The organism is Arhodomonas sp. SL1 (assembly GCF_052060015.1).
Taxonomy (GTDB): domain Bacteria; phylum Pseudomonadota; class Gammaproteobacteria; order Nitrococcales; family Nitrococcaceae; genus Arhodomonas.
Window position 1 is genome coordinate 52616 of the sequence record NZ_JBPODZ010000005.1, and the last position, 13013, is coordinate 65628.

Genomic DNA, 13013 nt, shown 5'->3' on the forward strand with positions numbered 1-13013 from the left:
CCATCGCCCGATGTACCGGCACCTAGATCGCGCGGACCGCTGGGTCGCCGGCGCCACCATCGTAGTCGGCGTGCTCAGCGCCGTGACGATGGTGGCGAGCCTGCTGCTCGGCGTCTTCTACCGCTATGTCCTCCAGGCCTCCCTGGCCTGGAGCGACGAGGCCGCGCAGCTCGCCTTCACCTGGACGGTATTCCTGTTCGCCAGTGTCCTGGTGCGGGAGATGGGCCACGTGCGGGTGTCCGTCCTCATCAGCCTCCTGCCCGCCGCCCTGGAGGAAGCACTGGAACGGGCGATCATGCTGCTGGTGCTCGCCTTCGGCGTGCTGCTGGCGTGGGTCGGCTGGCAGTTCATGGAGTTCACCGCCAACCAGGTATCGGCGGCCATGCGCTATCCGCTGTGGCTGCGTAACGCGGCGCTCCCCGCCGGGGGCGCGCTGATCGCACTCCACGCGGCCGTGCTGGTGCTGCGGCCGACGCCCTTGCGGGCCGCCGGCGGCGGAGGCGACGCAGATGGGTGACATCGGCACCGTCCTCGTCGTCGGGCTGTTTGCGCTGCTGTTGCTCGGTGTCCCCATCGCGGTGACCCTGGGGTTGCTGGCGGCGCTCGGCATCTGGCTCGCCGATCTCAACCCGCTGATCCTCGCCCAGCGGGTCATCGCGGGGAGCACGGTCAATAGTCTGCTGGCCATCCCCGGCTTTATCCTCGCCGGCGAGCTCATGAGCGCCGGCGGGCTGTCGCGACGGTTGGTACGGGTGGCCTCGGCCCTGGTAGGCCACCTGCCCGGCGGTCTTTCCATGTCCACCGTCGCCGCAGGCACCTTCTTCGGGGCCATCTCCGGCTCCGCCCCCGCCACCACCGCGGCGGTGGGATCGATCATGGTCGACGAGCTCGAGGAGCGCGGCTACCGGCGCGGCTACGCCGCGGCGCTCGCCACGGCGGTCGGCCCCCTCGGGCAGATGATCCCGCCGTCGATCCCCATGGTGATCTGGGGTGTGCTCGCCGAGGAATCCATCGCCCGGCTGTTCCTTGCCGGGGTGATCCCGGGACTGCTCGCCGCCGCCGGATTCTGTGTGGTGAGTGTCGTCTACGCCCGCCGTAACGGCATCGCCATGGAGGCCCGTGCCTCGGGACGGGAGATCCTGACGGCGCTACGCCAGGGCTTCTGGGCGCTGATGGCACCGGTGGTGATCCTCGGCGGCATCTACGGGGGCATCTTCACGCCCACCGAGGCGGCCATGGTGGGGGCGCTCTACAGCGCCGTCGTGGGCCTGCTCCTCTACCGGGACCTGGACTGGCGCGCCCTGCCCGGGATCCTGGTGCGCTCGATGCGCACCACGGCGGTGATCATGTTCATCATCGCCGTCGCCTATGCCTTCGCGTGGATCGTGGCCAGCGAGCAGATCCCCGCCCGGGTCACCGAGGCCTTGGTGGGGCTGACCGGCAACCCCATCCTGCTGCTGCTCATGCTCAACGTCATGCTGCTGGTGCTCGGTGCGGTGATGGACAACATCTCCGCCATGGTCATCCTGAGCGGGGTGCTCATGGGCGTGGGCGCGCAGATCGGCCTCGATCCCATCCAACTAGGCGCCATGGTGGTGATCAACTTCGCCGTCGGCATGGTCACGCCGCCGGTGGGGTATTCGATCTTCGTTGCCTCGAGCGTCAGCGGCCTGCGCATCGAGACGGTGGCCCGGCACCTGTGGCCATTCCTGCTAGTGCTGATCGCGGTAGTGGGCCTGATCGCCTACGTGCCGGCGGTGACGCTGTGGCTGCCCGGTCTTCTCGACTAGGATATCGGGGGGCACGCCCCTGGCACGGCATACGGGAGGGAGAGGGATGACCCGACAGCACCGCCGGCTGCCCGGCGAGGTGGCCAGCGTCCTCGAGCGCGAGATCCGCGGCGGGGACCATCCGCCAGGCACACGGCTGCCCACGGAGGCGGCCCTGGCCGGCCGCTTCGCGATCAGCCGCGCGGCGGTCCGGGAGGCCATCGCCGAGCTCCGCCGGGCGGGTCTGGTGACGACGCACCAGGGCCGTGGCACCTTCGTCGCCGAGCAGCTCCCGGAACGGCCGGTCTTTTCCCTGTCCAACGACACACTGGACCTGGAGGAGCTCCGCCACGTCTACGAGATCCGGCGGGAGGTGGAGGCCGGGGCTGCGGCCCTTGCCGCGTCCAATGCCGGCAGCGAGGACCTGTCGGCCATGCGCATCGCCGTCGAGGCGCTGGAGCGCTCCGTACACGAGGACCGCCCCGGCGCCCACCACGACCTCGCCTTCCACCAGGCCATCGCCGGTGCCACCGGCAACCGCTTCTTCCCCGAGTTCCTTTCTTTTTTCTATGCCCGCGTCGCCGAGTCCATCACCACCGCGCGCACCAACACCGCCCGGATCTCGGGGCGCTCGCGGACGGTGCAGGCCGAGCATCGCGCCGTGCTCGACGGCATCGTCGCCGGCGAGCCGGAGGAGGCACGGGCGGCCATGCGCGTGCATCTCACCAACGCCATGCGCCGGCTCGGCCTCGACCGCACCGCCACCGAGGAGGACATCGCATGACCACTCCCCCCGACATCCCCGGCCCCGATCCCCGAGTTCGGCCACCGGCGGAACCGCTGCCGGCCGGCGCCTGCGACACCCACGCCCACTTGTTCGGGCCCCAGGCGCAATACCCCTACCAGGCGGAGCGGAGCTACACGCCCCCCGATGCCAGCGAGGCCGACTACCGGCATCTACTGACCACGCTGGGGTTCCAGCGCGCAGTGCTGGTCCAACCCAGTGTCTACGGCACGGACAACCGGCGGATGCTGGATACCCTGGCCGCGAGCGCCCCGGATGACCCGATTCAGTGGCGGGGCGTCGCGGTGGTGGACCGGGACGTCCCCGATACGGAGCTCGAGCGCATGCACGCCCTCGGGGTCCGGGGGATCCGCATCAACCTGGTCTTTCGCGGCGGGATCCGTTTCGACGACGTCATGGCCCTGGCCGACCGCATCGCCCCCGCCGGCTGGCATATCCAGCTGCTCATCGACGTATCCCGCTTCGAGCGCCTGGGCGAGCGCCTCGCCGGCCTCCCGGTGCCCTTCGTCGTCGACCATATGGGCCACGTGCCCGCCGAGCGTGGCCCCGAGGATCCCGGTTTCCGGACGCTGGTCCGACTCCTCGCCGAGGGCCAGGGCTGGGTCAAGCTGACCGGCCCCAATCGGACCAGTGCCCTGGCCCGCCCCCCGTTCACGGACGTCGCGCCGTTCTTCCATGCCCTGCACGAGGCGCGGCCGGACCGGTGCCTGTTCGGCACCGACTGGCCCCACGTGCAACTGCCGGGACCGATGCCCAATGACGCCGAGCTGGTCGATGAGTTCCTGCACCTGGTGCCCGACCCGGCGGAGCGACGGGCGATACTGGTGGACAACCCGGCAAGGTTGTACGGTTTCCCGGAAACCCCGTAAGCGGAGGCAACATGGCGGAGACGCAGGCACCGGTGGCCATTGTCACCGGCGGCGCCAGGGGCATCGGCCGGGCCATCGCCCGGCGCCTGCTCGATGATGGCAGCCGTGTGGTCATCGCGGACCTGGATACCACCGCGGCGGAGGTCACCGCGCGGGAGCTGGCCGAGCACGGCGAGGTCGCCCACCTCATCGTGGATGTGGGCGATGAACCCGCCGTGGGACGGCTCCTCGACACCGTGGTCCACCGTTTCGGCCGCCTGGACGCCCTGGTCAACAACGCCGGTCACGGCGCCCCGGAGAGGCCGATCGCCGAGCAGGACGCTGCCGACTGGCATCGGGTCATCGCCACCAATCTCACCGGGGCCTATCTGTGCAGCCGCGCCGCCGCCCCGGCGCTGGCGGACTCCGGGGGCGCCATCGTCAATATCGCCTCCACCCGGGCGCTGCAGTCCGAGCCGAATACCGAGGCCTATGCGGCGAGCAAGGGGGGCATCCTGGCGCTCACCCATGCCCTGGCGGTGAGCCTGGGGCCGGCGGTTCGCGTCAATGCAGTCAGCCCCGGATGGATCGCCGTGGAGCAGTGGCAGCCGGACGGACGCCGGGAGAACCCGGCGCTGAGCGAGACCGACCACGCCCAGCATCCCGCCGGACGCGTGGGCCGCCCGGAAGACGTCGCCGCGATGGTGGCCTATCTCCTCGGCGACGAGGCGGGTTTCATCACCGGCCAGAATTTCGTCGTCGATGGCGGCATGACCCGACGCATGATCTACGAGGACTAAGGGGGAGGAACCATGGACCTTCAGCTAGAGGGCCGCACCGCGGTGGTGCTCGCCGCCAGTCGCGGCCTCGGCTTCGCCTGCGCCCGCGCCCTTGCCGCCGAAGGGGCGCGGGTGGTGTTGGCGGGACGCCACGAGGGGACCATTGCCGAGGCTGCCGAGCATATCCGGCGGGAGACCGGCGCGGAGGCGCTGGGCCAGGCGGCCGACATCACCCGCGCCGAGGACATCCATAACCTGTTCGGCACCGCCATCACCCATTTCGGCGGTATCGACAGCCTTATCCTCAACGCCGGCGGTCCACCGCCGGGGCGCTTCGACGACTTCGACGACGAGACCTGGCAGCAGGCCTTCGAGCTCAACCTGCTGAGCGCGGTGCGCAGCGTGCGCGCCGCGCTGCCGAGCCTGCGTGCCAGCGACGCCGGGCGTGTCGTCTCCATTGCCAGCTCCTCCATCCGCGAGCCCATCGACGGGCTGCTGCTGTCCAACGTCTTCCGCGCCGGACTGCTGGGGTTGACCAAGACCCTGGCGGCTGAGCTCGCCGGTGACGGCATCCTGGTCAACACCATCGGCCCCGGGCGCATCGACACCGAACGGGTCCGCGAGCTCGACGCCGCCCGCGCCGAACGCGAGCAGCGCTCGCTGGAGGCGGTGCGCGGGGAGAGCCTGTCCCGCATCCCCCTGGGGCGGCACGGGGAACCCGCGGAGCTGGCACGGGTCGTGGCGTTCCTGGCCTCGCCGGCCAACGGCTATGTCACCAGCCAGGCGTTGCTAGTGGACGGCGGCATGGTCCGCGCGCTGTAGCTGGCGGCGACGGGGTGGTACCCTGCCCGCCGTTGTCTCGGCACGGGCGTGGATGGTGCTTCAAGCCAGCGAGCTGCTGATCTCCCGGGGGGAGCGGATCCTCATCGACGGCCTGGACCTCGCTGTGGAACCCGGCGAGGTCCTGCTGGTCGCGGGGCCCAACGGCAGCGGCAAGACCACCCTGTTGCGCACCCTCGCCGGCCTGAGCCTGCCCGAGGAAGGCGTCGTACGCTGGAAGGGCACGGACATCCGCGGTGATGGCGGCGAGTTCCGCGCCGCGCTGATCTGGGTCGGTCACCAGCCCGGCATCAAGCTCGAGCTCAGCCCCCGGGAAAACCTCCGGGTGTTCTCCGCCCTGCACGGCGAGGCCACGATGGGCATCGACGCAGCGCTGGCGCGGATGGGGCTGGGTGAGCACCGGGATGTCCCCTGCCGGCACCTTTCCGCCGGCCAGCGGCGGCGGGTCCTGCTCGCACGGCTGCTCAGCGAACGCGCCGCCGCCTGGATCCTGGACGAGCCCTACACCGCTCTGGACCGCCGTGCCATCGAGGCCCTGGAGGCACGACTCGCGGAGCATGCCGCCGGCGGTGGTGTCACCGTGATGACCTCCCATCAGCCGGTGCTCCTCGAAGGGGTGGCGCTACGGCACCTGGAGCTGGACCATGGGTGAGGCACCGCTGGCCGCGGCCTTTACCGCGATACTCCGCCGGGATCTTGCACTGGCGCTGCGCGCGCCCGGGGAGATCGTCAACCCGGTGATCTTCTTCGTGATGATCGCCACACTGTTTCCCCTCGCCGTCAGCGCCGCCCCCGAGACGCTCCGTCAGATCGCCCCCGGCGTAATCTGGGTCGCCGCGTTGCTGGCCTCGCTGATCTCCATGGAGCCCCTGTTCCGCAGCGACTTCGAGGACGGATCCCTGGAACAGCTGGCGCTGGCGCCGCAGCCACTCGCCTGGCTGGTGCTCGCCAAGCTCGTTGCCCACTGGCTGATCACCGGGCTTCCGCTGGTGGTGTTCTCGCCGCTGCTGGCGCTGTTCATGCAGTATCCCTGGGCGGCACTGCCCCAGCTCATGGCCGGCCTCGCCCTGGGGACACCGGTGCTGGGGGCGCTGGGCGCCATCGGGTTGTCACTCACCGTCGGGGTCCGGCGCGGGGGGCTATTGCTGGCCTTGTTGGTGCTGCCGCTGTACGTGCCGGTGCTGATCTTCGGTGCCAGCTCCGCCGACGCCGCCGCCAGTGGCCTGCCGGTAAGCGGACAGCTCCAGCTCCTTGGGGCCATGGCGGCACTGGCGCTGACCCTCGCCCCGTTGGCGGCGGCCGCCGGGTTGCGGATCAGCCTGGACTGACCAGCTCAGAGCCGGCGGTCGATGACCAGCTCGGCGGGCTCATCGCCGCCCACTGGCACCGGTCCGGTCTCGCCCTGCAGGTCGCCGCTCTCCGCCTGCGCCCCGCCGGAGCGCGAGACCCGCGCCACCAGTTGGACCGAATCCACGTCGGCCAGCGTGCGGCCAGCCATGCCACCGGAGAGCTCGACGCGGGCGGGGAGCTGGCTCAAGGTAAGCCGCTGCACGGTCACCGGGGCCGGGGGACCTTCCGGATCCCGGGCGAAGACGAATACCGTCGTCTCCGGGGAAAGCCCCTCCGCGAGCCCGTCACCCACACGCACGTCCACTTGCACCCGGGCGGTGCCCGCCGCGGGCTGCCCCTGCTGGCTGTCGCCGCTGCCGCCCCCGAGGCGGGCGATGGCACCCTCGAGGCGTTGTGCCGACTCGCTGCCCTCCGGGAGCTCGGTGAGCAGCCGTTGCCAGAGGGCCCGAGCCCGCGCCGTATCCCCGGCCTGGGCGGCGGCGAGCCCGGCGAACCAGAGGGCGTCCGGATAGCCGGGGGCGATCTCTAGGGCCTGCTCCAGCAGCCGGCGGGGCTCACCGGTGAAGCCCCGTTCACCGGCCATGGCCAGTGCCCGCGCCCGGTCCACCAGCAGGGTCGGCTCCGCGCCGCCCGCGTCGATGGTTCGTCCCAGCACCCGTGCCGCGTCCGAGGGCCGTTCCATCACTAGGTAGGCCCGGGCCAGCATCCGGGCCGCCTCGGCATCCGTCGGGTTCTCCTCGGCGCGGCGCTCCAGGGCCGGCAGGTTCTCCTCGATAAAGGCCCGGCGCTCGGCCTCGGTATCCCCCGCCTCGGCCAGATCCGGCACCGGTTCCACCGGCGCCAGCACCGCCTCGGGATGGCCCCAGACCAGATAGACCCCCAACGCCACCGCCGGCACCAGCGCCCCGGCGAGCCAGGCCATCCACCGTCCGCCGCCCGCCGTATGGGTCTTCTCCCCGGGCGCGGAGGCGCCCTCCAGGATCTGACGCTCCAACTCCTCACGGGCCTCGCGGTACTCCGCCTCGGTGATGTTGCCCGACTCCCGGTCGGCGTCCAGCTCCACGAAACGCGCGCGATGCGCGGCCAGGATCGCCTGGCGCTCGTCCAGGGCCTCGGCGCGGCGGCGGCGCAGCAGCGGCGGCAACACAAAGGCAAGGGCCAGTGCCATCGCTGCCAGGATGGCAAGGGTGTAGATCACCTGGGTCATGCCCGGTCTCCGGTATCGCGATGGCCGTCTTCACGGAGCAGCCGCTCGGCACGGCGGTGCTCCTCTGCCGAGAGCGCCGGCTCCGGCCGTCGGCCGCGTACACGACGGATGGCGAACAGTAGGGCGAACACGGCCACGGCGATGAGCGCGAACGGCCCGAACCACAGCAGCCAGGTACGCTGGTCCACCGGCGGGCGGTAGAGGACGAAATCCCCGTAGCGGGCCGTCATGTACTCGATCACCCCCTCCTCGCCACGACCCTCGCGGACCAGCTCTTGGACCTTGGCGCGCATGTCCTTGGCGAGGTCCGCATTGGACTCGGCGATACTCTGGCCCTGGCACACCAGGCAGCGCAGGTGATTGATCAGCTGCGTGTACTGCGCCCGCTGCTCCTCGCTCTCGAACTCATATACCGTGCCCGCGGCCCCGGCCACCGTCGCCCAGGCCAGCGCTGCGGCCAACAACAGCCATCTCATGCCTCGCCTCCGTCGCGCAGTCGGCGGATGCGGGGCAGGATCTCCTCGTTGAGATCCTGCTGGCTGATGGCGCCGATATGCTTGTAGTCGATGCGGCCGTCGGCATCGAGGATGAACGTTTCGGGCACCCCGTAGACCCCCCACTCCATGCCGATATCACCGGAGAGATCGTGGACACTCGCGGTATAGGGGTTGCCGAAGCGCTCCAGCCAGCCCAGGGCGTCGGCACGCTCGTCCTTGTAGTTGATCCCGTAGACCGGGATACCCCGATCTGACAGCGCGGAGATATACGCGTGTTCATCGCGGCAGGCGGCGCACCAGCTCGCCCAGACATTGACCAGGGCCACCTCGCCACGCACGTCGGCGAGACGCAGCCGGCCCTCCGGCTCGAACAGCCGGGGACCGCCCAACTCCGGCGCGGGCTTACCTACCAGTGGTGAAGGCACCTCGCCGCGGGTATCCACCCGCTGTAGCGCCATCGCCAGCACCGCCGCCAGGGCTGCAAACACCGCCACGGGGATCAGGAAGCGCTTCATGCCGGTGCCTCACCGCCGGAGACGGCCGCCGCGCGCTCCCGGGCGAGCAGCCGGCGATAGCGCGGATCCGTGGCCCCGAGCAGGCCACCAATGGCCATAATCAGGGCCCCGCCCCAGATCCAGCGCAGTAGCGGCTTGTACTGGACGCGAAGGGTCCAGCTGCCGTCGGGCCTGGCCTCACCGAGGGCAACGAACAGGTCGCGGGTGAAGCCCGCGTCGATCCCCGCCTCGGTCATGACATTGCGCTGGACGAGATAGCGGCGCTTCTGCGGATACAGGGTAGCCACCGTCTCGCCGTCGCGGCGGATGGTCACCTCGCCCTCCTGCGCGGTGTAGTTGGGCCCCTGCACTTGGCGTACGCCATTGAGCTGCCAGACATAGCCGGCGGCCTCGTAGGACTCGCCCGGGGCCAGTCTGAGATCACCCTGCCAGTCGAAATTGCCGACACCGGTGCCGCCAATCACGAACACCGCCACCCCGACATGGGCCATGGTCATGCCCCAGAACCCGCGGGGGATGGCGCGCAGGGCCCGCAGCGGCTCGCGGCGGCCGCGCACCCGCTCGAAGACGGCCTGCGCCGAGGTCCAGAGGATCCAGATGGCCAGGGCGATCCCCAGCACACCGAAGGGATGCAGCCCGGCGAGCCACCAGGCGGCACCGATGCCCGCCACCACAGCGGCCAGCGCGCCCCAGCACAGGGTACGCAGCAACGGGCCGGCGGCGTGGCGCTTCCAGCGGATGAGCACGCCCACGCCAAGGAGGGCGAACAACGGCAGCATCAACGGGATGAACACGGCGTTAAAATACGGCGGACCCACGGAGATCTTGCCGAGCCCCAGGGCGTCGGTGGCGAGGGGGTACAGCGTGCCCGCCAGGACCGTGGCCGCCGCCACCGTCAGCACCGCATTGTTGAGCAGCAGCAGGGTCTCCCGGGAGAGCAGGTCGAAGCGCCCGCCCCCCGCGAGCCGGGGCGCCCGCCAGGCGTAGATCCCCAGCGAGGCCCCCACCACAACGATCAGCAAGGCCAGGATGAACAGTCCACGCTGGGGGTCAGTGGCGAAGGCGTGTACCGAGTTAAGCACCCCGGAGCGCACCAGGAAGGTCCCGAGCAGCGATAGCGAGAAGGCGAAGATCGCCAGCAGCACCGTCCAGCTCCGGAAGGCCCCGCGCTTCTCGGTCACGGCCAGGGAGTGGATCAGTGCCGTGCCCACCAGCCAGGGCATGAACGAGGCGTTCTCCACCGGATCCCAGAACCACCAGCCGCCCCAACCGAGCTCGTAGTAGGCCCACCAGCTGCCCAGCGTGATGCCGAGGGTCAGGAAGATCCACGCGGTGGTGGTCCAGGGCCGCGCCCAACGCGCCCAGGCCGCATCAAGCCGACCCCCGAGGAGGGCGGCGATGGCGAAGGCGAAGGCAACCGCGAAACCCACATAGCCCATGTACAGCAGCGGCGGGTGGAAGATCAGGCCCGGATCCTGGAGCAGGGGGTTGAGGTCACGGCCGTCTGCGGCCGGCGGCAGCATCCGCGTGAAGGGATTGGAGGTGGCGATGGTGAAGAGCAGGAAACCGAAGCTCACCGCGCCGAGCACGCCGAGCACGCGGGCGGTGAAGGCCAGGGGCAGCTCGCGGCTGAACGCCGCCACCGCCACCGTCCAGCCGCCCAGGGTCGCCGCCCACAACAACAGCGAGCCCTCATGGGAGCCCCACACCGCGGAGAGGCGGTAGTACCAGGGCAGGGCACTATTCGAGTTGTTGGCCACGTACTCCACGGAGAAATCGTTGGCGTAGAACGCCCAACTCAGTGCCGCGAAGGCGAGCAGCAGGAACACGAACTGCCCCGCCGCCATGGGCCGGGCCGCCGCCATCCAGGCCACGCGGCCGCGCGCGGCACCGGCGAGGGGCACCACCGTCTGCGCGAGCGCCAGCGCCAGCGCCAGCGCAAGGGCGAACTGACCGAGCTCCGGGATCATCCGCCACCCCCCTCCACCGACTGGGCCGCCTTCGCCGCGGCCATCGCGTCCGCCACTTCCGGCGGCATGTAGTTCTCGTCGTGCTTGGCGAGGACCTCATCGGCGGTGAATGCGCCGTTGCCGTCGAGCCGCCCGCGCACGACTACGCCCTGACCCTCCCGGAAGAGATCCGGCAGCACGCCTTCATAACGTACCGGTATGGCCACCGCGCCATCGGTCACCTCGAAGCGCACCTCCACGCCGTCGCCGTGGGCGACGCTGTCATCGGCGACCATCCCCCCCATGCGGAAGGGGTAATCCACCGGCGCCTCACCGGCGGCCACCTCGCTCGGCGGATAGAAATAGAGCATGTTCTCGCTGAACGCCGAGAGCATCAGGGCCGCGGCCACACCGACGCCCGCCAGCAACAGCCCCACCAGGGACAGACGTTTCTTTCGTGCCGGGGTCATTGCCGTTTCCTCCTCGCCAGCCGCCGCACGATGGACCGTCGTCGCTGCAGCGGGATCCACCAGTTGGCGACCAACACCGCCGCCGTCAGCAGGTACGACGGCCACACATAGGCGGCATAGCCGCCCATCTCCAGAAACTCCCTCATCCCCCCTCCTCGGCGATCACCTGCTCCACCCAGCGGCTGCGGCGCTCCCGCTCCAGGAGCTCACAGCGTGCCCGCAGCAGCCAGACGGCCGCGAAATACGTCATAAATGCGAACGCCATCACCAGCAGCGGGACGAGCATGGACAGCTCGATCGCCGGCGCGTCGAAACGTGTCACGGTGGGCCCTTGGTGGAGGGTGTTCCACCACTCCACGGAGAAATGGATGATGGGAATGTTGACCACCCCCACCAGCGCCAGGATCGCCGAGGCCCGGGCCGCCTGGCGCGGCTCCTCGATGGCCGCGTTCAACGCGATAAAACCCAGGTACAGGAACAGCAGGATGAGCTCGGAGGTCAGCCGCGCATCCCACACCCACCAGGTCCCCCACATGGGCTTGCCCCACAGCGAGCCGGTGACCAACGCGAGGAAGGTAAACCAGGCACCTAGCGGGGCGGCCGCCCGGGCCATGACCTCGGCAACCTTCATCCGCCAGACCAGGCCGATAGCTGCAGACACGGCCATGACCACGTAGACCATCATGGACATCCATGCGGCCGGCACGTGAATGAAGATGATCCGATAGCTCTCACCCTGCTGGTAGTCCGGCGGAGCGAGCACCAGCCCCTGGTAGAGCCCCCAGGCGAAGAGCAATGCGCTGAGCGCGCCGAGCCAGCGTGCCCATCGGCCCGCTATGCCGTAGAAATGGGGCGGCGAGCCCAGCCGATGAAACCATGTCCACATGGGTAAATCTTTTCGGGAGCCGGCGATTGTCAACCGCCAATTGTGCATTGCACGCATCCTGCTGTCGATCGGCGGCCAAGGTGCCGGAGGCCTCCTGGGTAAGTGACTGCACGGCGCCCCACGGGGTTCCCAACCGTAGTCACCACCAGGCCCGGGTGACTTTCAACTTCCCGGCACAATACCTGTGCCTGATTTCCCGTTTTCAGTTCGGGGTCGGACCGTTATCATTCATACCATCGTAACGGCGCAGGCCGTTACCACCGACTCTCCTCCTCTTGGCCGGCCTTTACAGGTCGGCTTTTTTTTGTCCGCACGCCGCGGCCGGCTATCCCACCAGTACGACATCGTCCGGCAGGCTCACCTCCATGGTAATCGGGAGATGATCTGACAGCGGATAATCGAGCACCTCGGCGGCGCGCACCCGCAGGGTCGAGGAAACCAGGATGTGGTCGATGTTCCGACGGGGCCGCCAACTCGGATACGTCAGCAGGTCGTGCAATGGTTCCCGCAGGTCGGTGTGGTCCCGCAGCAGCCGCAGCTCGCGGCTGTCGGAGAGGCAATTGAGGTCGCCCATGATCACCGTGTGGCGGTTACGGTTGACCAGCTCCGCGATGTAGGCGAGCTGGCGCAGGCGGGTGCGCCGGCCCAGCGCCAGGTGCACCAGGATCACGTCGAGGCTCTCCGCCGGGCCGCCGAAGCGCAGTACCAGGGCGCCACGGCCGGGGATCATCCCGGGGAGCTTGTGCTCGCGTACCTCCAAGGGCCGATAGCGGGAAAGCACGCCGTTGCTGTGCCGGGCGATCTGGCCGATGCGCCGATTGGTCTGGAAATGCCAGTAGGGGAAATCGGCACACTCCGCCAGGTAGGCCGTCTGGTTGACGAACCCGCTGCGCAGGCTACCGGCGTCGATCTCCTGAAGGCCGACGATGTCGAAGCCGCGGATGATCCCGCCGATCCGCTCCAGGTTGTCCGCCCGGGAGCCGTGGGGCAGGACATGGCGCCAGCCCCGGGTGAGGTAATGGTGATAGTAGCGGGTTTCGATCCCCGTCTGGATGTTGTAGCTCATCAGCCGCAACACCCCGCCCGCCCGAGGCTCAC

General features: G+C 69.8%; 16 protein-coding genes. 8 read left to right on the forward strand and 8 right to left on the reverse strand.

The features are described from left to right. Positions 1 to 10: 10 nt before the first annotated feature. From ACQ754_RS08735 to ccmB, 8 genes are read left to right on the forward strand one after another with little or no spacing between them, the layout of a single operon-like run. Positions 11 to 517, forward strand: coding sequence for a TRAP transporter small permease (locus ACQ754_RS08735; protein WP_440996633.1), 507 nt, complete (start codon positions 11 to 13; stop codon positions 515 to 517). Next, entirely contained in the window at positions 510 to 1790 is a 1281-nt protein-coding gene (locus ACQ754_RS08740; RefSeq protein WP_440996634.1) for a TRAP transporter large permease, read from the forward strand. The genes ACQ754_RS08735 and ACQ754_RS08740 overlap by 8 nt, the downstream gene beginning before the upstream one ends. Before the next feature lie 46 nt (positions 1791 to 1836). Next, the gene (locus ACQ754_RS08745) at positions 1837 to 2553 is read left to right on the forward strand and encodes a FadR/GntR family transcriptional regulator (RefSeq protein ID WP_440996635.1); all 717 of its coding nucleotides are present in this window, start codon (positions 1837 to 1839) and stop codon (positions 2551 to 2553) included. Beyond that, positions 2550 to 3443, forward strand: coding sequence for an amidohydrolase family protein (locus ACQ754_RS08750; RefSeq protein ID WP_440996636.1), 894 nt, complete (start codon positions 2550 to 2552; stop codon positions 3441 to 3443). The genes ACQ754_RS08745 and ACQ754_RS08750 overlap by 4 nt, the downstream gene beginning before the upstream one ends. An 11-nt stretch (positions 3444 to 3454) precedes the next feature. Beyond that, the gene (locus ACQ754_RS08755; protein WP_440996637.1) at positions 3455 to 4222 is read left to right on the forward strand and encodes a glucose 1-dehydrogenase; all 768 of its coding nucleotides are present in this window, start codon (positions 3455 to 3457) and stop codon (positions 4220 to 4222) included. Positions 4223 to 4234: 12 nt separating this feature from the next. Next, the gene (locus ACQ754_RS08760) at positions 4235 to 5023 is read left to right on the forward strand and encodes an SDR family oxidoreductase (protein ID WP_440996638.1); all 789 of its coding nucleotides are present in this window, start codon (positions 4235 to 4237) and stop codon (positions 5021 to 5023) included. 52 nt (positions 5024 to 5075) lie between these two features. Next, positions 5076 to 5693, forward strand: coding sequence for a cytochrome c biogenesis heme-transporting ATPase CcmA (gene ccmA / locus ACQ754_RS08765; RefSeq protein ID WP_440996639.1), 618 nt, complete (start codon positions 5076 to 5078; stop codon positions 5691 to 5693). Further along, positions 5686 to 6369 carry a heme exporter protein CcmB gene (ccmB, locus tag ACQ754_RS08770; protein ID WP_440996640.1) on the forward strand — a complete coding sequence of 228 codons (684 nt, stop codon included), beginning with the start codon at positions 5686 to 5688 and terminating at the stop codon, positions 6367 to 6369. The genes ccmA and ccmB overlap by 8 nt, the downstream gene beginning before the upstream one ends. 5 nt (positions 6370 to 6374) lie before the next feature. Here ccmB and ccmI read toward each other — a convergent pair whose 3' ends face one another. The 8 genes from ccmI to ACQ754_RS08810 form a co-directional block, all read right to left on the reverse strand. Beyond that, entirely contained in the window at positions 6375 to 7598 is a 1224-nt protein-coding gene (ccmI, locus tag ACQ754_RS08775; RefSeq protein WP_440996641.1) for a c-type cytochrome biogenesis protein CcmI, read from the reverse strand. Next, entirely contained in the window at positions 7595 to 8074 is a 480-nt protein-coding gene (locus ACQ754_RS08780) for a cytochrome c-type biogenesis protein (RefSeq protein ID WP_440996642.1), read from the reverse strand. The genes ccmI and ACQ754_RS08780 overlap by 4 nt, the downstream gene beginning before the upstream one ends. After that, the gene (locus ACQ754_RS08785) at positions 8071 to 8610 is read right to left on the reverse strand and encodes a DsbE family thiol:disulfide interchange protein (protein WP_440996643.1); all 540 of its coding nucleotides are present in this window, start codon (positions 8608 to 8610) and stop codon (positions 8071 to 8073) included. The genes ACQ754_RS08780 and ACQ754_RS08785 overlap by 4 nt, the downstream gene beginning before the upstream one ends. Further along, positions 8607 to 10580 carry a heme lyase CcmF/NrfE family subunit gene (locus ACQ754_RS08790; protein WP_440996644.1) on the reverse strand — a complete coding sequence of 658 codons (1974 nt, stop codon included), beginning with the start codon at positions 10578 to 10580 and terminating at the stop codon, positions 8607 to 8609. Before ACQ754_RS08790 ends, ACQ754_RS08785 begins: the two co-directional genes overlap by 4 nt. Next, complete coding sequence (gene ccmE, locus ACQ754_RS08795; protein ID WP_440996645.1) at positions 10577 to 11029, reverse strand: cytochrome c maturation protein CcmE; 453 nt, start codon at positions 11027 to 11029, stop codon at positions 10577 to 10579. The genes ACQ754_RS08790 and ccmE overlap by 4 nt, the downstream gene beginning before the upstream one ends. Beyond that, entirely contained in the window at positions 11026 to 11175 is a 150-nt protein-coding gene (gene ccmD, locus ACQ754_RS08800; protein ID WP_440996646.1) for a heme exporter protein CcmD, read from the reverse strand. The genes ccmE and ccmD overlap by 4 nt, the downstream gene beginning before the upstream one ends. Beyond that, positions 11172 to 11915: a heme ABC transporter permease CcmC gene (gene ccmC / locus ACQ754_RS08805; protein WP_440996647.1), complete on the reverse strand. Its 744-nt coding sequence runs from the start codon at positions 11913 to 11915 to the stop codon at positions 11172 to 11174. Before ccmC ends, ccmD begins: the two co-directional genes overlap by 4 nt. A 325-nt stretch (positions 11916 to 12240) precedes the next feature. Next, positions 12241 to 12981 (reverse strand): endonuclease/exonuclease/phosphatase family protein, encoded by a 741-nt coding sequence (locus ACQ754_RS08810; RefSeq protein WP_440996648.1) that lies wholly within the window; start codon positions 12979 to 12981, stop codon positions 12241 to 12243. Between the last annotated feature and the right edge of the window lie 32 nt (positions 12982 to 13013).

Coding starts and splice junctions, on each gene's coding strand:
- ACQ754_RS08750 (WP_440996636.1), top strand. CDS start 2,550: ATGACCACTCCCCCCGACATCCCCGGCCCCGATCCCCGAGTTCGGCCA.
- ACQ754_RS08790 (WP_440996644.1), bottom strand. CDS start 10,580: ATGATCCCGGAGCTCGGTCAGTTCGCCCTTGCGCTGGCGCTGGCGCTG.
- ACQ754_RS08810 (WP_440996648.1), bottom strand. CDS start 12,981: ATGAGCTACAACATCCAGACGGGGATCGAAACCCGCTACTATCACCAT.
- ACQ754_RS08785 (WP_440996643.1), bottom strand. CDS start 8,610: ATGAAGCGCTTCCTGATCCCCGTGGCGGTGTTTGCAGCCCTGGCGGCG.
- ACQ754_RS08740 (WP_440996634.1), top strand. CDS start 510: ATGGGTGACATCGGCACCGTCCTCGTCGTCGGGCTGTTTGCGCTGCTG.
- ACQ754_RS08760 (WP_440996638.1), top strand. CDS start 4,235: ATGGACCTTCAGCTAGAGGGCCGCACCGCGGTGGTGCTCGCCGCCAGT.
- ACQ754_RS08780 (WP_440996642.1), bottom strand. CDS start 8,074: ATGAGATGGCTGTTGTTGGCCGCAGCGCTGGCCTGGGCGACGGTGGCC.
- ACQ754_RS08745 (WP_440996635.1), top strand. CDS start 1,837: ATGACCCGACAGCACCGCCGGCTGCCCGGCGAGGTGGCCAGCGTCCTC.
- ccmE (WP_440996645.1), bottom strand. CDS start 11,029: ATGACCCCGGCACGAAAGAAACGTCTGTCCCTGGTGGGGCTGTTGCTG.
- ACQ754_RS08735 (WP_440996633.1), top strand. CDS start 11: ATGTACCGGCACCTAGATCGCGCGGACCGCTGGGTCGCCGGCGCCACC.
- ACQ754_RS08755 (WP_440996637.1), top strand. CDS start 3,455: ATGGCGGAGACGCAGGCACCGGTGGCCATTGTCACCGGCGGCGCCAGG.
- ccmD (WP_440996646.1), bottom strand. CDS start 11,175: ATGAGGGAGTTTCTGGAGATGGGCGGCTATGCCGCCTATGTGTGGCCG.
- ccmC (WP_440996647.1), bottom strand. CDS start 11,915: ATGTGGACATGGTTTCATCGGCTGGGCTCGCCGCCCCATTTCTACGGC.
- ccmI (WP_440996641.1), bottom strand. CDS start 7,598: ATGACCCAGGTGATCTACACCCTTGCCATCCTGGCAGCGATGGCACTG.
- ccmB (WP_440996640.1), top strand. CDS start 5,686: ATGGGTGAGGCACCGCTGGCCGCGGCCTTTACCGCGATACTCCGCCGG.
- ccmA (WP_440996639.1), top strand. CDS start 5,076: ATGGTGCTTCAAGCCAGCGAGCTGCTGATCTCCCGGGGGGAGCGGATC.